Below are 20220 nucleotides of genomic sequence, written 5' to 3'. Positions count from 1 at the left end.
AGAGCAGCGTAATTACCTCTGGTCAATTCCTCGTCGATCATTTCTTTTTTTGATCACTCAATTCGCACACTCTCGACTGCCGGTTGGTAGTCCATGGTTTAACAAGTTCGATTCTTGACGGCCCGCCTTATTCAGTATGCGGGCCGAGCTCTCGACACAAATTCGTCGAGTGTGCTTTATCCTTTTTATCCTCCGCCAAGGAGAACGTTTCCATGGCTAACAAGCAGTTATTCGGTTCTTCCAAGTCTCATCGTCCCCCCGCCAATGTGCGAAATGCTGCCGGTGGCATCGCCTACACGCTGTCTCCCAAGCATGCCTTAGCGCAGCTCGCGACCACGGGATGCCTAAGCAGAACGTTCTACGCAACCGGCCGGCAGCAGTTGGACCAGGTGGTGAAATTGGTGGATCAAGTCAACGACGATCAATTCTTGGCCAAGCTGGCTATCTACGCGCGGCAGCGGGGGATGATGAAGGATATGCCGGCCGCATTGCTGGTAATGTTGTCCGTTCGTGATACCGAACTGACGCATCAAGTGTTCGACCGGGTTGTCGACAACGGACGCATGCTGCGCAACGTGTTTCAGATGGTTCGTAGCCAGCGTTTCGGACGCAGTGGATTGTCGTCCAGCTTGAAGCGGGCCTTCCAGCGTTGGCTGAACGAAGCTTCTACGCTGAAGCTATTGTCTGCTTCGATCGGCAACGATCCCTCGCTGCGCGATGTGCTGCGGATGGCCCGGCCTAAGCCAGGCAACAACGAGCGTCGTGCGCTGTTTGGTTGGTTGACCGGAAAGCCAGTGGTGCAGTGGGCTCCGGCTACGCTGAATGACTTGCCGGACGAAGTGCGTAAGCTACAAGCGTTCCGTGAAGCAAAGAAGGGATCTGAGCAGGCCCGGATCGTACGCGACTTGTCGCTACGGTGGGATTTGCTGGCCGATACGGCGAAGGATGCCAATGCGTGGAAGGCCATCGCCAAGCAAATGGGTCCTCAGGCACTGCGTATGAACTTGAATACGCTGCTGCGTCAGGGCGTACTGCGTAGCGAATCAGGTAAGCTCGATAACGAAATGGTTACCCTGATCGTCAAGCGGTTGTCCGACGAGCGCGAGATCCAACGTTCGAAGCAGTTCCCGTACCAGTTCCTGGCTGCCTACAAGCATGCCTCGGAAGCCGTTCCCCAGGCAATCAAGTCGGCGCTGCACCGAGCAGCCGAGATTGCGTGTGGAAACATTCCGCAGCTGCCGGGTCCGGTACTGATCGGCTTGGACGTGTCAGGCTCGATGCATTTCCCGGTTACCGGCTATCGTGGATCAGGTGCCACTTCCGCGATGCGGTGTGTCGACGTGGCAGCATTGTTCGCGGCGGCGATCCTGCGTCGCAACCCGGAAAGCGTGGTCGTGCCGTTCGATACCGTCGCATACCAAGCGAAGTTCGATCCAAACGATTCGATCCTGAGCTTGTCCGATCGGCTGTCACGATATGGTGGCGGTGGAACCGATTGTTCCGTTCCACTGCAAACCGCCAACGGACGCTACGCCAAGCGATCCTTTGCCGGTATCGTGCTGCTGAGCGATAACGAAAGCTGGATCACCAAGAATCGTCCCTATGGATACGGGCGTTATGGCCAAACTGGCATGATGGATGAGTGGAAGAAGTTTATTGCTAACCAGATGAAGCGACGCGGTCACCAGATCGTATCGCCCAAGTTGGTATGCATTGACTTGCAGCCCAATACCACATCCCAGGCTCCGGAGCGGGCCGACATCCTGAATGTGGGTGGATTCAGCGACTCGGTCTTCCAAGTCGTGGCATCTTTCCTAGAGGATGACGGAAACCGTTTCGTGGCGGAAATTGACGCCATTAAATTGGCCGAATAATTGAATTTGATTGAGATAACGCCTCGGCTGCACACAGCTCTGGCGTTTTTTTATGCTAGCCACGTGATTCCACGTCAGATTCATCCATCAACCGGCTTAATATGGTTGTGATACTCGGCCTTTGGACCACAATAGAAGCGTTCTATCCGTTTTCATGATTTCTGGAAATTATGAGTGCGACCCATAAAACAATCCTGCCCGTTTCCTTTTCACCCCCCACATCATCATGAAGCTTTCTCGACGTATCTGGTTAAAGCTATCCTCAGCATTTGCTTGGAGCGGGCCGGCCGCAATTGCCTCGGCCGAAGAAACCGCGGCGGCTGCGAAGGAAATCAATCCGGCCATGCCGTTTGGTACCGACCACAAGCGGCTCGACTCGCTGGCCGTCGGTAACTGGTGGGACAAGAAAGCCAACGGCCGCAACGCGCCCCCCTCAATGATTGTCCCGCGCGATGAAGTGGTTGCGTTTGCTGTCTACACGCAAGCCAACGGCGTGCTGAAATTGACGGCGCAGCTCTTCCCGCTTAAGCCTGACGAGCAACGTGAGGCCCGACTGGAACTTCAAAAAGATGGCCAATGGGTTGAGATCGCCAAGGAAGAAGTCCTCTTCCCAGGCTGGAGTGCTCACTTCCGCGTGGAAGATTGGGACGGCTCGAAGACGGTGCCATATCGGGTGCGTCACGGCAACGAGGCCATGTTCGAGGGCACCATCCGCAAAGACCCGATCGACCAAGAAACGATCGTCGTCGCGAACATGTCCTGCAATTCGAGTCGTACCACCGGAGAGCGACACGAGATCGTTGAGAACCTCTTGCACCAAGATCCTGATCTGCTGTTCTTCGCAGGCGATCAAACCTATCGCCATACCGAACATACAGCTGGTTGGATCGAGTTCGGTCTGCAGTTTCGTGATGTCATCAAAGATCGACCCACGATCTGTACACCAGACGATCACGATGTCGGCCAGCCCAACCTATGGGGCGAGAACGGTAGGCTATCGACCTTGCCAGGCAATGCGGACGGCGGATTCATGTTTCCTGCCGAGTACGTCAACATGGTGCAGCGGCAACAGTCCTGGCACCTGCCAGACCCGCCGGATGCAGAACCTATCGAGCGCGGCATCACCGTCTACTTTACCACCATGAAAGTGGGTGGCATCGACTTCGTGATTCTTGAAGATCGAAAGTTCAAGAGTGGTCCCGCTGGCAAAATCCCAAAAATGGGTCCACGCCCCGACCATATCAACGATCCATCCTACGACCCGGCCACGATCGATTTGCCAGGGCTTGTCCTTTTGGGCGAGCGTCAGCTCAATCTCCTCAAAACCTGGGGGCAAGACTGGGAAGACGTGCAAATGAAATGCGTCCTCTCGCAAACCGCTTTCTGTGGTGCCGTTCATATGCACGGCAGCGAAACGGGCCGACTTCTCGCCGATCTCGACTGCAATGGGTGGCCTCAAACTGGTCGCCGCAAGGCATTGGAAGAAATTCGCCGAGCCAAAGCGATCCATCTGTGTGGCGACCAGCACCTCGGGGTCGTGGTAAAACATGGCATCGATCAGTATGGGGACGGACCTTACGGATTCACGAGCCCTGCGCTGGTGAACACGATTTATGGTCGTTGGTGGCATCCCGAAGATGAAAAGCCAGGCCCCAACCCAGTGCCGAACAGTCCGCTGCCGTGGACAGGCGACTTCAAGGATGGCCTGGGCAACAAGATCTCGATGATGGCCTACGCCAACCCACCCAACGTCAAAGACGAGAAGCAGCGAGCCGATGGCTATGGTGTGGTGCGTTTCAACAAGAAAACCCAAGAGGTCACCCTCGAATGCTGGCCCCGATTTTCGGATGCGAAAAAAGGGGATTCCGAGCAATTCCCGGGCTGGCCAATTCAAGTGGCCGTCGCCGATTACGACGGACGCAAACCGGTTGGCTTCTTGCCGGAACTGAAGTTCGACGCCGAGGCTAACCCGGTCGTTCAAGTCGTTAGCGACGATACCGGTGAAATCATTTACACGCAGCGTGTCGCCGGAGCCACGTTCCGCCCGCCGGTTTTCGCGGAAGGAACTTACACCGTTCACGTCGGCAAAAAGAAAGCAGGCGAAGCAAGTTTCGCTTCCCTGTCAATTGCCGATGCCGAAGCTGCAATCGACGTGGTGCTCGCTTAGCGTTGCTACGGTCTACCAACCCAAGGCCTGGCGATTTACTTCGTCGGGCCTTTTTTACTTCTTGCCGTACTTACCTTGCAACGTTTTCTGCCTCGCATCGGCATTCTTGGTGACTTGCATGTGCTTTTCTAAAGCTTGGCGGAGCATCGTGACACGTTCCGGGTCGTAGCTAGGCTGCATGGCCTGAGCAAGGTTGTTCTTTTCGAGTGGATCTTGAATCACGTCATAGACCTCGCCGCCTGCGTACACTTTGTACTGCGAATCGCGAGTGTGCTGCGAGGCCTTTCCCCGTCGTCCATCACGTTCGTACCAACAATAGATATACGGCTTGTCGCGTTGGTCGCCATGAAAGGCCGGTTCCAGGCTAACCCCGTCGACTTCTAGCTTCTTAGGAACTTCGACCCCAGCTACATCGAGAACCGTTGGCAGCACGTCGCTGAAGTCGACCAAGCCCGCAGCGACCTTTCCTTGCTCGATGGTACTTGGCCAACTCGCCAAGAAACCGACATGCGTTCCGCTGTCCTTCGTCTTTCCTTTTCCGCCGCGATAATCTCTTCCTTGAAATGGGGTGACCACCGACTGGTACGTCCCGTTATCGCCGGTCCAAAGAATCAACGTCTTCTCGCGCAGCTTCAGTTCGTCCAGTTTATCGACAACCTTACCTACCATTTTGTCCGTATATCGCACCATGGCGTCCCAATATTTCGGCCCCTTGTATCCGCCTGGTTCGTTTTCGGCGTCCCGCCACATGGTCGGGTCCCAGTCGGCATGATCGGGCGTCGGCAGAAACGGCCAGTGCGGAGCGATCATTGGGTAGTAAACCAGAAAAGGCTTATCTTGGTGAGTTTCCATGAAGTCGCAGATGTAATCACTGACGACATCGGGGCCGAACTCGCCGTTCTTAAAGTCGACCTCTTTGCCGTCGATCTCTAAGCCTGGGTTCGGGTACCGACTAGGACGCCGTGTCAATTGCCACAAGCAGTAGTGGTCGAAACCAAAACTGCCGGGTCTCTCGAACCCGCCGTCGAGTTGCCACTTTCCCGCAATGCACGTTTGGTAACCGGCATCGCGAAGGAGATTAGCAAAGGTGACTGCCTGGGGGTCGAGTAATCCAAAGCGAATGTAGTTCCGATTGTTGTAAATACCGGTCATGATCTGCACGCGCGACGGAGTACAGATCGGCTGCGAGTGGGCATTCTCGAAACGCATCCCTTCCGCAGCCAGGCGATCAATATTCGGCGTGGGATAGGCCTTGCTTCCATAGCATCCCAAGCACTCGTAACCAATATCGTCGGCCATGATCACGACAATATTCGGCCTCTGCGTTTTTGCTGCCAAGAGCGGAGACGAGAAAACCAAAAGAAGGGCGGTACCAACAGCGAATCTCAACATAGATAACTCTTGGGGGGAAGACGGCAGGGCGAGCTAGATCACCCATTGTACCGATTCCGAGCGACTACGCGAATTCTCGATGAAGATTCGACCAGGGCACTTTCCCTCGGTCTTACGCCCTAATTATGACCTAGCGACGACCTTGATCGCGGAAGTCAACGTTCCGTTTTAGCTCGCTATAGACTCAGTCGATACGAACCCCGTCGCCAACCATTTTGGCGACCTCTTCTTCGCCTCGATAAACCCATGCCTCGAGATTGTCTCCGTGCTGAGTTTCAATCTGTTCGCCGATTTCGTTGACCAGGGAGAGAGCCGCCTCGAAGGTCGCTTCCGTCTTCGCATCGGCCTGGGTAAACCCCTTTGCGTTACGATCGTCTTCATCGAACTGGGCCGTCCACGGCTCGAAGACCAAGTTCACCTGATGGTTGGGGGCATCGGCATCGTAGGCATCTTTATCCTCTTTCGTAGCGGTTCGGCCGCCAAAGTCTGGAACCGGACTACGCAGGGCCGTCCAGCTCATCTGGCCGCCTCGCGAGAAGCGAATCATGATCATGCCTGGCAACCACTCGACGCACCAATAGACGTCGTTGCCGTCCAGGACGTAACTGTAGCGTGCCAGCATATGCAAAATGGACGCCGGCCCATTCATGTACTCTTCCGCCGAGAGAGGTTTCAGCGTTTCCGCCGCACGGCGTAGGTAGTCGGCATCGTCCTGATCGACCGGTGCCGTATACATCGCTGGGGCCTGACGTTTTTGCTCGACAAGAATGACATACCGCATGACAACTAACTCTACAGACGCTTGAAACGAACGGGGGAATCCTGCATTTTACCGGGCGAAGTAAATCTTCGCGAGATCCCGCAGCAGGCCGACACGTGAGAGCGAAGAATTCGCCATCTGAGACGAAAGGGGAGTTGAATTTCAGATACTCCCTCCCCATCGCAACATCGCGGATAGCTACGCATTGAGGCTATCCGCGATAACAAACGACGTTACGCAATTAAGCGTGGGCCGTGTCGTCCGCCGGAGACTCGGAAGTCGTCGCGGTTTCTTCAATCTTGTCTACCAACTGACCGATGGTCATTGCCACGCAAATTAAAGCGATACCGGTAATCAACAGGTCGACACCCACCAGAATACCAATCGCCCACATGCCGGAAGCAGGCCATTGCGTCCAGATCATCGCACCCAACATCCAGGTAATTACACCACTGAAGAGCATCGCCAGCCAACCTTGGGCAGGACGATAGCTGAACGAAGAGATCACCTTCCAGACACCTTCGGCGACAAAGTAAGCGGCCAAGATCAGCGTCAAAACTTCCATCCCCAAAATCGGATGCGCCAGAACCGAAAGCCCCCCCAGGGTCGTCACGACACCGAGAATCAGCGGAAGCAATTTGTGCGACCAGCCGTCGGCTTGAAACCCGATGGCAATCTGCGTAATCCCTGCGATCAGCATGATCGCACCAACAATATAAACGACTGCAGCACCTGCCACGGCCGGCGCCCCCATCGCCACCACGCCCAACAGCGACGTCAAAATGCCTACGATTAAAAGCATTGTGACGCTTGGTTTCTTTACTTGAGCCATGATATTATCTCCCCGAAGATGATTTGCCCGCATTTTGACTTGTAATGCCGCAACTAAGGACATTCTATCAACATCTTATCTCAGAGAAATCAGCATGCGGTGCAATTCTCGGTGGCAATCGCACTGCGTCTCATAGCCGAATCTTCAAACCCCTCTTGGGTTTCATCGTCAACTGTGCTTCGGCATTTCCTTGGGCGTCATCTATTGGGTGATGGGTGTGCGAAGCCTCATCGAATTATCGTCGCGCGAAAAACAAACACGCTAAAGCATCGAGAATCCATTTCTCAGAAATCGGTGTCGGCTTGCCATAGAAGCTACAGAAAAAGCCCCCAATTTCAACCAGCAAGGCCGCAAAGCACATCATCGAGTAATCACCAGAAATCGGGCCATCCGCTTCGATATCGACCATGCCGTAACTCATTGTTTTCCTCTTTATCGAATTACAGACCAATTCGTCGATCAATAACAACACGGTCTTTTCTTCGCGCATTGATAACGGATGTTCCTAGTGGGGCATCTAAATCTTCTAAGGTAAACCTTTTTTTATTGATCGATCTATTTACTGTGCGCCAATGAAATTGAAGATCGTGCACGATTTCAAGTGATGCAAGCGTGGCCTTCCAATGAACGGGTACCCATGTGTCATTCACAGAAATCCAATCGGCAGTATTGGTTGAGATTGACTCGAAATCTCCGCTTGCGTTTTTAACAAACAATACATTTATTACAGGTACGAAATCCCGAGTTCGATCCAGTCGCAATAGAATTTTTGTTAGTCGCCCCTGACTCACTGGACCAATCCAAACTAGGTCTGTGAATATCGGATCCGGATCGGTCTCATCTATGTAGCTGAGCGTTGCCGGAAAGAGACTACTTTCTGCATCTCGATGTTCGCTAAATTCCTCTAAGGTCCAATGGTTCCTAAGATGTGCAAAGTTGCCCAATCCGGCAATTCGAACATCAATGGGAATAGTGCCGGGAACATCCACTTCGTCCTTTCTCACATCGACCGTAATGTATCCTGGCGATTTGTGTGTCCTACCTGCCGGTGTAAATGTGTTTCGCGGTAAATGAAAGATGACCTCGTCGGACACTCGAATACGCTGAGCCAATCGACCTGTTTGCTGATCGAACCGTTCAACGCGGCGGTCATAGTCAAACCAAAGCCGATTCTTTCGAGCGTAGCTATCGGTTCGCGGTGTAACTTCCTGAATGATCTGAACGTCACCGGAATGAATTTCCCCTAGTGTTGTCATCATGGCGTCAATGACAATATCCGCCCGCACCTGATCTTCGGTCTTGAGCGGTTGAGCTGAATGTGGCCACGTGTCTGAATGCTTGAAATTTAGATTCTCGCCAGAGACCGCTGCCGCAATACAGATCCATATCCAGACTTGCATCGTCGCTCCCCCACAAATAACGTAAATCGCCCTGAAATATACCTTGCCGCGGAACCTATCAAATTGAGTCGAGTGACAAATTTCAACGAATGCTAGATTTCAATCCTAAATCCCGGTCATCCGGCTCTTGATGCTACGAATAGGCGTCATCATAGACGCCCACCTTCGTCGCCGCGTCTTCGAAGTCCCGTAGACCTTCGGCGGTGAGTTGCATCGTAGTTGCCGCCAAGTTTTCTTCCGCCAACCGAAATGTGTTGTACCTGGTATCGGTGTGATCCGTAGCTTTTAAGCCAACATCCAGGCCAAACCAATCTGGACAAGCGTGGCGACCGACTGCTCGCTGTGGGCTGGTCAAATCGTTTCGACGCCGGCTTCCGACAGGCTGAAATGCTTGACCCTACCTTACTAGCTCAAGTCTGTGACCGCGCCGGCAACGTCTTCGATTGGTACACCTGAGGCTACACCGTGCTGGTAAAATAAATCGATCCGGTCGGTTCGCACACATGTTTAATAAGCTTTAGCTGGATGTTCCGATCGGCGGCCGATACTGGATGCATACCAAGCTGGTTTCCAGGTCGGCTAAGAAGAAGCTTTCCACTTCGACCAACCACCGATGCGTGATGTGAAACAGCTGCGAGCGACGACTGTGGCGGAATGAAGTGAAACTGCTTCTGCATCAATGTCGATGCGGCAGGTTTGACAGGTCGCGTCTACCTGAGGGTAGGGCAGGGGGGGAAAGAAGATCTCATCACAGAGGCGGCGGAAGCTTCCACAACTTGCAGGGAGAGCCCTTGCGTGCTGCATAGGCATTTCTCTGTCCTTCGTGGCCGATACCCTTCACACGCTGTCGCTTCACACGCTGTCCCTTCAAACTTGGGCATGCCAACTTCTTTCGCGGCAATCGACTGTCTTATTGAGACCGATTCACCACAAGGTCCGTCTCAACAAGGGCTCTTGTTGAGAGCGACTATCTTTTGGCTAAAAATGCAAGTTGAGACCACACAAAGGGTTACTTCCCTCTAGTTTTTGCCGATACGAGTGATACGATTCGGAGAGAAGTTGAGACTGCACACGATGAAATAGCCACCGCCAAACAATCGTTCAGGCTCGCGATTTGCACCGTATATGCTCAGCGAACCCGCTGCTTACCGCACGGTGATACCGCAACACCCACGAGCGAACTTGCTCGCTCTTTAGCCAGAATGAAAGGACACCACCATGGACCAGGCCGTAATTGACAAGTTGAATGAGATTCTGAAGCACGAATGGACCGGAGTCGCTCAGTACTCGCAAGCCGGTTTCGTTGTCAGCGGACTATGGCGCGAGGTTTACAGCGACATGTTCCTGGATGCCGCGAAGGAATCGTTCGGCCACGCGAAGATCGTCGGTCAGAAGATTTCTGCCCTGGGCGGAGTTCCCACCATCGAACGCAACCAGGTCAAGCAGACCGACGACCTATACGAAATGCTGACCAACGGCTTGGAATTTGAATCGAAGGCCGTTCAGCTGTACCAAGAAGTGCTGTCGATGGTCGACGGAAAGAATCGCCCTCTGGTCGTCCTCCTTGAAGAAATTCTGCTGGAAGAACAGGAAGGCGTCGATGAATTCACAATGATCCTGAAAGATCCAAGTGTCGCCGCACAAGCCAAAGGTGGCAGTGCGTCGAAGGCTGGCTAAGCTTTCAAGAAAATAAACTACCCTTTAAACCAAGGTTCAAAGGGTAGCTGATTACAAGAGTGTTGTTGTGGTAATACCCAGGAAGTACCCCAGGTAACACCCAGGCGAAACCAAGGCACTTACCCAACAATGCTTTTTTTAAACCGGGCTTCTAAGCCGATTCCGCGTGCCAGACTCGCAGCGACGGGGCCGACGACGAAGCGATTCGTCCTGAGACGATGGCTTCGTTATCAGAGCGATCAGCCTTCAAGGTGACACGCTCTCGCTTGGCCGAAACTATTTCAGGCAAAGCACTTGCGATCCCCAGGGCCGTTCTTAACGCCGCCACGGATTCAGGCGAAACCTGAACGCTGGACTGCGTGAACCAACCCACACGCTGACCGCCGAAGCTTTGCTGGCGGATTTCGACAAGGACGCAACCATCGCGATCGGTGCAATTGACGACGAGCGTGCGGTCACGGTCTCCGGTCGAAATCGTTTCGACCACGTTTTCTTTGAGGTAGGACATATAAGGTGAGAGTGCTATCGGCTTGGACAAAGTTGATATCAAGTCTCAGTTCGCTCTTATTCTGTGAAGATAACGTGGGTGCGTCAATAACAAAAATCCCAAACCCAGTAATTAGCTGGGCTTATTGACGATTCTGCGGAATACCAGTATCATTTCGCGTTTCCACCTACATATTGTGCCTCATCTTGTTTTGAGGCTTTCATCGGACGTTAGCCCCACCGGCCCCTGGATCGGCGTAATCCACAATGGCTCAAAGGGCACTAAATTGAGGCTGGCAAGCGACTTACGCATTGTCAAGCCCTCGCTGGAAACACGGTCATGGCAGTACCTAAGAGAAAACAGTCGAATTCCCGCACCGGCATGCGTCGAGCTCACGATGGCCTGAAGGCCCGTCAGTTGACCTTCTGCCCTAATTGCTTGCACCAACGTCGCGTTCGCGTGGCCGTTCCGACCCACGTAGTGTGCCCCGAATGTGGTTACTACCAGGGCCGCAACGTTATGCCGTCTAACGAAGTCGCCGAATAAGCACCCCCTGGGCTTCCAAGAGCACAAGACCGCTGGGACAATGCCCATTCGGATAATTTCATCCGCATGCGTAGACCTCTGCCAGCGGTCTGTTGACTTCGAAGCTTGATGGAGAGAAGGGACCCCCTGCGATGAGCAAGATCGCATTTCTATTCCCGGGACAAGGCGCGCAAACCGTCGGAATGGGGAAATCCCTTTACGATTCGCTGCCGGCCGCGAAAGCGTACTTCGACCAAGCCAACGAGATTCTGGGCTACGACCTGGCTTCGATTTGCTTCGAAGGCCCCAGCGAAAAGCTCGACTCGACGGTTCATAGCCAGCCGGCACTCTTTGTCACCAGCATTGCGGCATTGGCGCAACTACGCGATCAATCCCCGGACGTACTGCTTTCCGCAGAGGCCACCGCAGGGTTGAGCCTGGGCGAATACACGGCCATGGTCTTCGCTGGAGTCATGGAGTTTGAAGACGCCCTGAAGGTCGTCCAGATACGCGGAGAAGCGATGCAAGCTGCCTCCGACGCCACCCCCAGCGGCATGGTCAGCATTCTAGGTCTCGAGCAAGACGCCATCGAGAAAATCTGCGACGAGGCCCGCGGGGACGGAATTCTACAGATCGCCAATCTGCTTTGCCCCGGCAATATAGTCGTTTCTGGCACCAACGATGCCTGCGAACGAGCCGCCGAAGTGGCCGAGAAGAGCGGGGCGATGAAGGTTATTCCTTTGCCAGTGGCCGGTGCATTCCACACGGAAATCATGCGACCAGCGGTCGACAAGCTGACCGCCGCGCTGACAAATGTCACACTCAAAAGCCCAAAACTCCCGGTTATTTCCAACGTCGACGCTCAGCCGCACGACAACGTGGAAGAAATTCGCTCGCTTCTACAACAACAGGTCTGCTCCCAAGTTCGCTGGGAACAGTCGATGCGACACCTACTCGATCAAGGCTTCGACGAGTTTTACGAAATCGGTGCTGGCAAAGTGCTTCGCGGCCTGATGAAGCGGATCAATCGCAAAATTGCATTCACCAGCGTAGAAGCCTGAGCCTCTTAGCGACCACTAACTCTTTTGAATCAAACAGATTAGGCAATTCCCCCATGAGCGACGCTGATCGAAACGCACTTCCCGTTGACCTAACTGGCAAGATCGCCATCGTGACTGGCGCCTCGCAAGGGATTGGTCAGCAAATCGCCATTGGCCTGGGCAAACGCGGCGCTAAGGTCGCCTGTGTTGCCCGCAGTGCCGACAAGCTGGCCGAGACGGTCACAGCGATCAAGGAAGCCGGCGGCGAGGCCGAAGCGTTCCCGTGCGACGTGACGTCGCGAGAGAGCGTCGAGCAGATGATCGACAAGGTCGCCGAAGACTGGGAAAAGATTGATATTCTGGTAAATAACGCCGGCGTTACCCGCGACAACTTGCTTCCTCGCATGACCGACGAAGAATGGGATACCGTCATCAACACAAACCTGCGAGGCATGTTCCTATTTAGCCGAGCTGCGTCGAAGTTCATGATGCGAGCACGTTTCGGTCGCATTATCAACATCAGTAGCGTCTCCGGCATCATGGGTAACCCTGGCCAGACGAACTACTCGGCATCAAAAGCGGGTATGATTGGCTTTACTCGCAGCTTGAGCCGCGAATTGGCTGGTCGCAAGGTCACCATCAACGCCATCTGCCCAGGCTTTATCGAATCGGACATGACCAAAGCGTTAGGCCCTGCGGTCGAAGACGAAGTCAAAAAACGCATACCAGCCAAGCGGATGGGCAAGCCAGAAGAGATCGCCGATGCGGTTCTTTTCCTGGCCAGCGATCACGCAGCCTACGTTACCGGTCAGGTTCTGACGGTCGACGGCGGCATGACTGGCTAGCATGAATTGGAAACGCCTTAGTGACATTGACTTAGACCCTCGATTTTTTCTAAGAGCGTGTTTCCTGAAAATTAAGATGGATAAGGTGGTCTCCACCTTGACCCGTTTTACTTGGGTCATCTATCTTGTTGAGCTTGAAACTTCATAAAAAACCAACTTAAGTCACCATAGAAGACCGAGCTTTCGGTCTCTTGCCCAAAACGGAGGACACGTCGTGTCGGTAGAAGAGCGTGTAATAGAGATTGTTGCTAGCCAACTAGGTGTTGATAAAGAAAAAGTTTCCCGCGACAGTTCATTCGTGAACGATCTGGGAGCCGACTCGCTGGACATGGTCGAGTTGGTCATGGAACTGGAAGAAGAATTTGATATCGACATTCCAGAAGATTCCGCCGATAAGATCGAGACCGTCGGTCAAGCGATCGATTATCTGGAAGAAGCCAAGAACTCCTAGTCGGCCGAATTCTTCCTTCCTGCTTGTACTCCTAGCGTTCATAAAATCATGAAGCGTCGCGTTGTCGTTACCGGAATGGGGATTGTCTCCTCCCTTAGCTGCCAACTAGATCAGTTTTGGTCCAAGTTGATTGCAGGGGAGAGCGGCGTCCACGAAATTAAGATCCTGGATCATTCCCGATTCAAGGTAAAGTTTGCCGCCGACGTGCATGACTGGGCACCGGACGAGTACATCGACTCGAAGGAACAAAAACGTCTAGACCGTTTCTCTCAGTTTGGAATGGTCGCGGGAATCGACGCCGTCAATCAATCAGGCCTCGATTTCTCACAAGAGGATTCTTACCGCTGCGGCGTGATCCTCGGTTCTGGCGTGGGCGGCATTGCCACCATTGAAGAGCAAACCGAGAAGCTCCTGACCAAGGGCGCCGATCGCGTCTCGCCGATGACCATTCCGCGCCTGATGCTTAACGCTGCCGGCGGGAACATCTCGATCCGCTATGGAATGCGAGGCCCCAACTACACCGTCGCAACAGCATGTGCCAGTGCCACCAATGCCCTGGGCGATGCCCTCAAAGCGATTCAATACGATGAAGCGGACGTCATGATTTCTGGTGGTACCGAAGCTGGTATCACGCCTATGGGGATCAGCGCCTTCTCCAACATGAAGGCCCTTTCCTTCCGCAACGACGATCCCCAAAAGGCGAGCCGCCCGTTCGATCTCGATCGTGACGGTTTCGTCATGGCCGAAGGTGCCGGCGTTCTCGTCTTGGAAGAACTCGAGCACGCCAAGGCCCGCGGCGCGAACATCCTGGGCGAAATCGTTGGCTTTGGGTGCAGCGGCGACGGAGGCCATATCACCTCGCCTGACCCAGAAGGTCGCGGGGCGGCCCGAGCAATGCAAAACGCACTGAACGACGCCCAACTGTCGCCTGAGAAAATTGATTACATAAATGCTCACGGCACCAGCACGCCTCCAGGCGACAAAGCCGAGACGACTGCCATCAAGACCGTCTACGGCGACCATGCCTACAAACTGGCCGTCTCCAGCACCAAGAGTTCGCTGGGGCATTCGCTAGGTGCCAGTGGCGGCATCGAGGCGATTACTTGCTTGAAGGTCATCCAGGAAGGTATTATCCCGCCGACCATCAACCTGGAAAAGCCAGACCCGGCCTGCGATCTCGACTACACGCCTAACGAAGCTAAAAACCGCAAGGTTAGCTACGCGATGAGCAATAGCTTTGGCTTCGGCGGCCACAATGCCTGCGTCATTGTGAAAGAATACGCCGAGTAGTCTTCACTGCCTGTACCACAAACTCAGCCGATGGAAATCCTTGCGTTTTTCCTCTGCTTGGGGAATGATCGGTAATAGGAAACCTTGCTTCTGGCCAATCGCAGGGTTTGTTTCTTTCCATTACCGAGAAATTCGCGAGTATGATTCGCATTACCTGTCCTTGCTGCGGTGTCGGTATCAATGCCGAAGAGCGTCTGATCGGCCAGACGCTCCGCTGCCCGAAATGCTTGAGCACAACCCAAGTCGTTCGCCCCAAGAGCGACGACGACGATCTCGCTCCGGTGATTGAGCCCAACTATGAAACCAGGGCCTACGACGAAGATAAACCGCAGCCGACCGACTGCCCCAAGTGCGGCAAGGTAATTCCCGCTCAGCAATATCTGTGCAAGGGATGCGGCTGGCACGTCAAGCTGGAAGCCTACTTCGAGGACCTGACCGAAGAAGCCCTCGCGAAAGATGACGAGCCTAAAACCAAAATGGAAAAGTGGCTCGAAGAGCAACTTCACGACCTAGTCACCCCTAGAGACTTCTTAATCGCATCGGGACTGTGTGCGGTCTTTGTGGGTTTCATTTTCGTCGTGGCAGGAAGAATATTCTTAGGCGCTCTAGGTGGAACCATTGTGGGCCTTATCCTGGCAGCTGGCCTCGCGTTTGGTTGGATCATTCTGATGCGGCGGTTTGGTGCTTTGGCCGACCCTAAACGGGAAGAACGACTGCAGCGAGAACGCATGGACCAGCGTGCCAAGGTTGCCCGCAATCCAGGGCGGGGCAGGGGAGTCAGCGAGACGATCGCCACGCCTGTCGTTACGCCGCCCCGAGCGGCTTCCGCATCCTCCGAGCGTATCGCGTTTCCCGACGACGAGTACGATGACGACGATATTGACCTGTTCGCTAACGAGACCGACCAGCCGCCCAAGTCCGATTCGCCAGACTCACCGGACAGCTCCTCTCAGCCAGCTAGCAAGCCGTCCTCGAAAAGCAACGATGACTGGCTCAACGATCTCCTTTAGCGAGACGTTTCTTCTAGCTTTTACTTGGATTGATCGATTCGCCTTGCCGCAGGGCTACGCGGTTTCTATACTCCGGCAACTTTCGACCAGGCGTCTCGGCCACCAGTGGAATTGGCGAGACCAAATTGGCGTCGGATCATGGAGGATCGAATCATGTTGCGTGGCTCATTACTTAGCATTTTATTGGTTGCATTGACCACCCACGTGGCAACGGCTCAGTCGGAACCCCGCCCCATGCCCGTAAGCGGTTCGACAACGACTGGCTCCGATACCTCGCTGCAGTGGCGGAACCCGGGGGCCGCTGTTCCCAGCAGTACGGTTCGACCGGCAGCTTATGCCAGCGATCCACCGACCAGCCCACCAGCCGAAAACGTCTCGAAGTCAGGCAGCCTGTTGAAGGTAACCTCAGGCCTGAAAGAGCTACCCAACGGGGCCGGCCAGGTGTGGCGAGATTATGACCTCACACCGTACACCAGTCGCGTTACCACCACAGCGAAGCCCGAACAAGCAATCATCGACTGGATCCTTCGCGAAACGGGAACCGATGTTTGGTTCGGCGATCCCCTGGGCATGCTCTCCGCGAATAAAAGCACACTTCGTGTCTATCACACGCCTGAAATGCAGGAAGTGGTTACGGATGTCGTCACCAAGTTCGTCGATAGTCAGGCCGAAGTCAAAAAGCTGGGCGTTCGCCTAGTCACTGTCAAAAGCCCCAACTGGCGCCGCTTGGCTTATCGCATGATGCAGCCTGTCTCTGTTAAAACACCAGGTATCGAAGCCTGGCTGATGAGCAAGGAAAACGCAGCTGTCCTGTTGAGTGAACTACGCCAACGAAGCGATTTCCAAGAACACCATGCGGCCGATCTCCTGATTCACAATGGCCAGTCGAGCACGATCTCGATGCTTCAGCCCCGTTCGTTCGTCCGTGGTGTTCGCGCAACGCAAACTTCCCCCGGCTACGAACTACAGACCGACCAGATCGAGGAAGGCTTCTCCATGGAAGTCAGCCCACTTCTGACGCCGGACGATCGCATGATCGATTCCGTCTTGAAGTGCAGTGTCGACCAGATCGAGAAGTTCGTCACCGTCGACGTCGATGTTCCCACGGCAGGGACCCAGCGACAGGCCGTCGATATCCAGATTCCGCAAATGGTTAGCTGGCGGTTACACGAACGATTCCGCTGGCCCTCCGACCAAGTCTTGCTCATTAGCTGCGGTGTCGTGGCCCGGCCTCAATCCGGCATCTCTTCAGCTGCCCAAATCCCAAGTCTTTCCAGCTTTATCCCAACAGGGCCTCCTCGGGCAGACGGCCTGATGTTTGTAGAATTCAAGGGAGCCGCCAAGACCGGTGCCGGTGCCCCAGTACCAACGGCTCAACCGAATGCCGTCGATAGTCGCGGCCGGTACTAACTAGCAATCTCTCACATCGAACAACAGCCAGCCCAAGAGCGATAATTGAAGGCCGCACTGCCAAGCAGTGCGGCCTTCTTTATTCTTACTTCTTGAAAAGCGCAAGAACGAAATATATCTAAGTGGTTCTTTTATATATTGCGCTAATTGTTACAACGCACACTTTATCTTAATCGCGCCTTCATCGTTCCCAGCAATTCTTACTTACTGTCAATTTACACGCCATTGACAGCATAAAAACCCCCATCAAGGGTACCTATTACGGGGGTATCGGTTTTGGAAATTGGGCGTAGTTGAGGCATCAAACATTGTTTATGAAAATGAATCGAAGAACAAAGGGTTTTACCCTGGTTGAGCTACTAGTCGTAATTGCGATTATCGGCGTCCTGATTGCCCTATTGCTGCCCGCTGTACAGCAAGCCCGCGAGGCTGCTCGCCGCATGTCGTGCACCAACAAGATGAAGCAAATTGGCTTGGCAATCCACAACTACCACGACACCTTCCTGCGTTTCCCCGCCGGCGGTATCGTCGACGAGAAGGTGACCAAAGGCTACGGTGACACATGGTGTAACACTGGGGATTCCACCCAGCGAACTCCTTGGACCGTCATGATCCTTCCGTTCATGGAAGACAGGGCTCTCTCAGATCAGTTCGACATTACACGAAGGTTCTCGGCCTCTTTCACCAGCCAGGTTGACAGTGGTAACCCCAATTACAACCTTTGGTACCTGCCCAACCCTAACTACCAATGTCCTTCCGATCCTGCCGCAGGTTCCGATGTGAACAACCTGAACTACTTTGGCGTTCAAGGGGGCGGCTCGGCCAGCGAAGTGAACTGCAGCGGCGGTAACTCGAACGTCTTCTTTACCAATGGGATCATCTACGCCAATTCCGATACCCGGATGCGTGACGTGACCGACGGTACCACAAAGACCTTCCTGGTAGGTGAAAGCAAGTACCACTTGACCGAAGCAGGCACGACCTCGACCTTCTACCTGAGTTGGTCTTCCTCGATTCGTCTCGGCTCAGGCTCTACGATGCCACACCCTGTTACGATGGCCGGCGCTTACGAGCCGATCAACTCGCGAGAGACAACCGGCGGCATGCAACCCCAAAGTGGCAGTGACTCACGCACCGGCTACTCTCGCCTATTCGGCAGTTTTCACCCCGGCGGATGTAACATGCTTATGGCGGATGCCTCGGTTCACTTCCTGCCAGAGACAATCGACCTAGACATCTACCGCCAGCTAGGCATCCGAAACGATAGTGCACCTGTCGGAGGGCTGCCTCAATGATCGCCAACAAAGCACCCTACACCTTGGTCATCCTGTGCATGACCATCCTCGCTGGTGTCGCCTCGGCCATAGGCTGCGGAAGCAGCCAATCCGGTCCACCGCGATTCCAAGTCTCCGGCAAGGCCAACTTCGATGGGAACCCGATCCCAGGTGGAGAAATCTTGTTTGTTCCCGATGCCTCGGAAGGCAATCGCGGTACAGCAACCCTCCTTGAAATCAAAGATGGCCAATACACGACCGAAGATGGAAATGGATTGATCGGCGGAGCCTACAAGATTGAAATCAGTGGATTCTCCCAAGATGCTGGTACGGATGTTGATGGAGAAGTGATCGTGAAACCCCTTTTCCGCACTTACTCTATGCAAAACCTCTTCCCCATCGAAGACACGCAGTTTGATATCGAAGTCCCTAAGAATCGACGTCGATAGTCCACTTGCAGTAAACTTGCAGCGGTCGGGAGCATCTAGAAATGCTTCCACCGCTTTTTTATTAGACGCAACTCTCACCTTTTTGCCTGGAACCTCTTTCACTCGCGATGATCAATTCACTTTCCCGCCTTCCGTTCATGTCGATGCCCTTGGCTTCTCTTCTGATCTTCAGCATTGTCTTTGTCCAACAGGTCAGAGCCCAAGACACACTTCCTGCCACCCCGGACGGCACCTTTAGCATCGTCGTAATTCCTGACACCCAGTCTTATCAGCGAGACGCTTCTCGTCCTGGCGAGAATGCACGGGTCAATCCGATTTTCTCTCGTCACATCGACTGGATCACGCAGAACCTAGAGCAGCACAACATCTCATTCGTTAGCCACGTCGGCGACATCGTCGATCGCAATACTCCCCAGCAATGGGAATGCGCTCAAAAATGCATGGATCGCTTACACGGTCGTGTTCCGTATGGAATCTCCGTTGGCAATCATGATATGACCCGGGCAGGCGATTCATCCCTTTTTCAACAGACGTTTCCCGCAAGTCGATTCGATTCGATGCCGTGGTATGGCGGAAGTTATGAGCCTGTCGATTCCTTACCCGGCCATTGCACCAACAATGCGAATAGCTTTCAGCTCTTTTCTGCCGAAGGGATTGATTTCCTCTTCCTGCATCTTGAATGCAACGCTCCCGATCATGTCCTTGCATGGGCAGATGGAGTATTGGAGCAGCATGCCGATCGCAAAGCGATTGTGACCACGCACATGGGACTGGGCCCGCTAGAATTACCCACCAACGGCGAAGACTACATCCATGCTACCAAAGGTCGAATGAAGTGGAAAAAAACGCATGGCGACAACGGAAACACTCCAGAACAAATGTGGCAGAAATGCTTTCGTAAGCACTCTAACCTCATTCTCATCTGTTGCGGCGATCAAAGCCGTACACAGTCCATGCATCTCGAATCGGTTGGAATCCATGGAAATACCGTTCATCAAGCCCTGAGCGACTACAGCACTGGCTGGCTCCGCCTATATCGCTTTCATCCGAAAGACAATCTCATCACCGCCTGGTCATTTGACCCTCAAAGTGAAAAGCTCTGCGAAGAGGGACGCTACGCCAAAAGTCGCAGTCTGAATCAATTCTCGATGAAGGTCCCGCTTTTGGACGCAACTTTGACCAATAGCAAGAACTAGCTGTCGTAGACCGACCCAATATGACGATTTCGCCCATAAGGACTCATCTTCCCCGCAAAGGGTCCGGATACGAGTCTTTATTAAAGCCATTCTGGTAGCGAGCTAACTGGTCTTACAGACAAAAAGCTACCATTGCTGGCT

Annotated in this window: 20 protein-coding genes; 13 read left to right on the top strand and 7 right to left on the bottom strand. The window is 53.8% G+C overall.

Going from position 1 to position 20220, the window contains the following annotated elements:
- Positions 1 to 212: 212 nt before the first annotated feature.
- Together HOV93_RS14930 and HOV93_RS14925 are read left to right on the top strand one after the other, a co-directional pair.
- Positions 213 to 1874, top strand: coding sequence for a TROVE domain-containing protein (locus tag HOV93_RS14930; protein WP_207397315.1), 1662 nt, complete (start codon positions 213 to 215; stop codon positions 1872 to 1874).
- Between the two features lie 226 nt (positions 1875 to 2100).
- Positions 2101 to 4041 (top strand): hypothetical protein, encoded by a 1941-nt coding sequence (locus HOV93_RS14925; RefSeq protein ID WP_207397314.1) that lies wholly within the window; start codon positions 2101 to 2103, stop codon positions 4039 to 4041.
- A 54-nt stretch (positions 4042 to 4095) separates the two neighbouring features.
- On the opposite strand, the gene HOV93_RS14920 is transcribed toward HOV93_RS14925, so the two are convergent.
- The 6 genes from HOV93_RS14920 to HOV93_RS14895 form a co-directional block, all read right to left on the bottom strand.
- Positions 4096 to 5433: a sulfatase-like hydrolase/transferase gene (locus HOV93_RS14920; protein ID WP_207397313.1), complete on the bottom strand. Its 1338-nt coding sequence runs from the start codon at positions 5431 to 5433 to the stop codon at positions 4096 to 4098.
- A 184-nt stretch (positions 5434 to 5617) separates the two neighbouring features.
- The gene (locus tag HOV93_RS14915) at positions 5618 to 6214 is read right to left on the bottom strand and encodes a hypothetical protein (RefSeq protein WP_207397312.1); all 597 of its coding nucleotides are present in this window, start codon (positions 6212 to 6214) and stop codon (positions 5618 to 5620) included.
- A gap of 220 nt (positions 6215 to 6434) precedes the next feature.
- Positions 6435 to 7025: an HdeD family acid-resistance protein gene (locus tag HOV93_RS14910; protein ID WP_207397311.1), complete on the bottom strand. Its 591-nt coding sequence runs from the start codon at positions 7023 to 7025 to the stop codon at positions 6435 to 6437.
- A gap of 235 nt (positions 7026 to 7260) precedes the next feature.
- Entirely contained in the window at positions 7261 to 7446 is a 186-nt protein-coding gene (locus HOV93_RS14905; protein WP_207397310.1) for a hypothetical protein, read from the bottom strand.
- A 19-nt stretch (positions 7447 to 7465) separates the two neighbouring features.
- A complete protein-coding gene (locus HOV93_RS14900) occupies positions 7466 to 8425 on the bottom strand; it encodes a hypothetical protein (RefSeq protein ID WP_207397309.1) in 960 nt (319 codons plus the stop codon).
- Positions 8426 to 8558: 133 nt separating this feature from the next.
- Complete coding sequence (locus HOV93_RS14895) at positions 8559 to 8780, bottom strand: hypothetical protein (RefSeq protein WP_207397308.1); 222 nt, start codon at positions 8778 to 8780, stop codon at positions 8559 to 8561.
- Between the two features lie 863 nt (positions 8781 to 9643).
- Between HOV93_RS14895 and HOV93_RS14890 the strand changes: the two genes are divergently transcribed.
- Positions 9644 to 10102 carry a ferritin-like domain-containing protein gene (locus HOV93_RS14890; protein ID WP_207397307.1) on the top strand — a complete coding sequence of 153 codons (459 nt, stop codon included), beginning with the start codon at positions 9644 to 9646 and terminating at the stop codon, positions 10100 to 10102.
- A 151-nt stretch (positions 10103 to 10253) separates the two neighbouring features.
- Here the strand turns inward: HOV93_RS14890 and HOV93_RS14885 are convergent, their stop codons facing one another.
- Positions 10254 to 10610 carry a hypothetical protein gene (locus HOV93_RS14885; RefSeq protein WP_207397306.1) on the bottom strand — a complete coding sequence of 119 codons (357 nt, stop codon included), beginning with the start codon at positions 10608 to 10610 and terminating at the stop codon, positions 10254 to 10256.
- Between the two features lie 318 nt (positions 10611 to 10928).
- Here HOV93_RS14885 and rpmF point away from each other — a divergent pair, with 318 nt between their 5' ends.
- The 10 genes from rpmF (at position 10929) to HOV93_RS14835 (ending at position 20079) form a co-directional block, all read left to right on the top strand.
- Positions 10929 to 11135: a 50S ribosomal protein L32 gene (gene rpmF / locus HOV93_RS14880; RefSeq protein WP_207397305.1), complete on the top strand. Its 207-nt coding sequence runs from the start codon at positions 10929 to 10931 to the stop codon at positions 11133 to 11135.
- A gap of 131 nt (positions 11136 to 11266) precedes the next feature.
- Positions 11267 to 12175: an ACP S-malonyltransferase gene (gene fabD, locus HOV93_RS14875; protein WP_207397304.1), complete on the top strand. Its 909-nt coding sequence runs from the start codon at positions 11267 to 11269 to the stop codon at positions 12173 to 12175.
- 53 nt (positions 12176 to 12228) lie between these two features.
- Complete coding sequence (fabG, locus tag HOV93_RS14870) at positions 12229 to 12999, top strand: 3-oxoacyl-[acyl-carrier-protein] reductase (protein ID WP_207397303.1); 771 nt, start codon at positions 12229 to 12231, stop codon at positions 12997 to 12999.
- Between the two features lie 214 nt (positions 13000 to 13213).
- The gene (gene acpP, locus HOV93_RS14865) at positions 13214 to 13450 is read left to right on the top strand and encodes an acyl carrier protein (protein ID WP_105350808.1); all 237 of its coding nucleotides are present in this window, start codon (positions 13214 to 13216) and stop codon (positions 13448 to 13450) included.
- A gap of 48 nt (positions 13451 to 13498) precedes the next feature.
- The gene (gene fabF / locus HOV93_RS14860; RefSeq protein ID WP_207397302.1) at positions 13499 to 14740 is read left to right on the top strand and encodes a beta-ketoacyl-ACP synthase II; all 1242 of its coding nucleotides are present in this window, start codon (positions 13499 to 13501) and stop codon (positions 14738 to 14740) included.
- A 140-nt stretch (positions 14741 to 14880) separates the two neighbouring features.
- The gene (locus HOV93_RS14855; protein ID WP_207397301.1) at positions 14881 to 15750 is read left to right on the top strand and encodes a hypothetical protein; all 870 of its coding nucleotides are present in this window, start codon (positions 14881 to 14883) and stop codon (positions 15748 to 15750) included.
- A 153-nt stretch (positions 15751 to 15903) separates the two neighbouring features.
- Positions 15904 to 17160, top strand: coding sequence for a hypothetical protein (locus HOV93_RS14850; RefSeq protein WP_207397300.1), 1257 nt, complete (start codon positions 15904 to 15906; stop codon positions 17158 to 17160).
- Between the two features lie 320 nt (positions 17161 to 17480).
- The gene (locus HOV93_RS14845) at positions 17481 to 18455 is read left to right on the top strand and encodes a DUF1559 domain-containing protein (protein ID WP_207397299.1); all 975 of its coding nucleotides are present in this window, start codon (positions 17481 to 17483) and stop codon (positions 18453 to 18455) included.
- Entirely contained in the window at positions 18452 to 18883 is a 432-nt protein-coding gene (locus HOV93_RS14840) for a hypothetical protein (RefSeq protein WP_207397298.1), read from the top strand. Before HOV93_RS14845 ends, HOV93_RS14840 begins: the two co-directional genes overlap by 4 nt.
- A gap of 143 nt (positions 18884 to 19026) precedes the next feature.
- Complete coding sequence (locus HOV93_RS14835) at positions 19027 to 20079, top strand: metallophosphoesterase (protein WP_390814343.1); 1053 nt, start codon at positions 19027 to 19029, stop codon at positions 20077 to 20079.
- Positions 20080 to 20220 lie beyond the last annotated feature (141 nt).

Origin of the sequence: Bremerella alba, from assembly GCF_013618625.1 — a bacterium.
Taxonomy (GTDB): Bacteria; Planctomycetota; Planctomycetia; order Pirellulales; family Pirellulaceae; genus Bremerella; species Bremerella alba.
The sequence above is the reverse complement of the archived record's forward strand: the minus strand, read 5'-3'. Positions and strand labels throughout refer to the sequence as shown.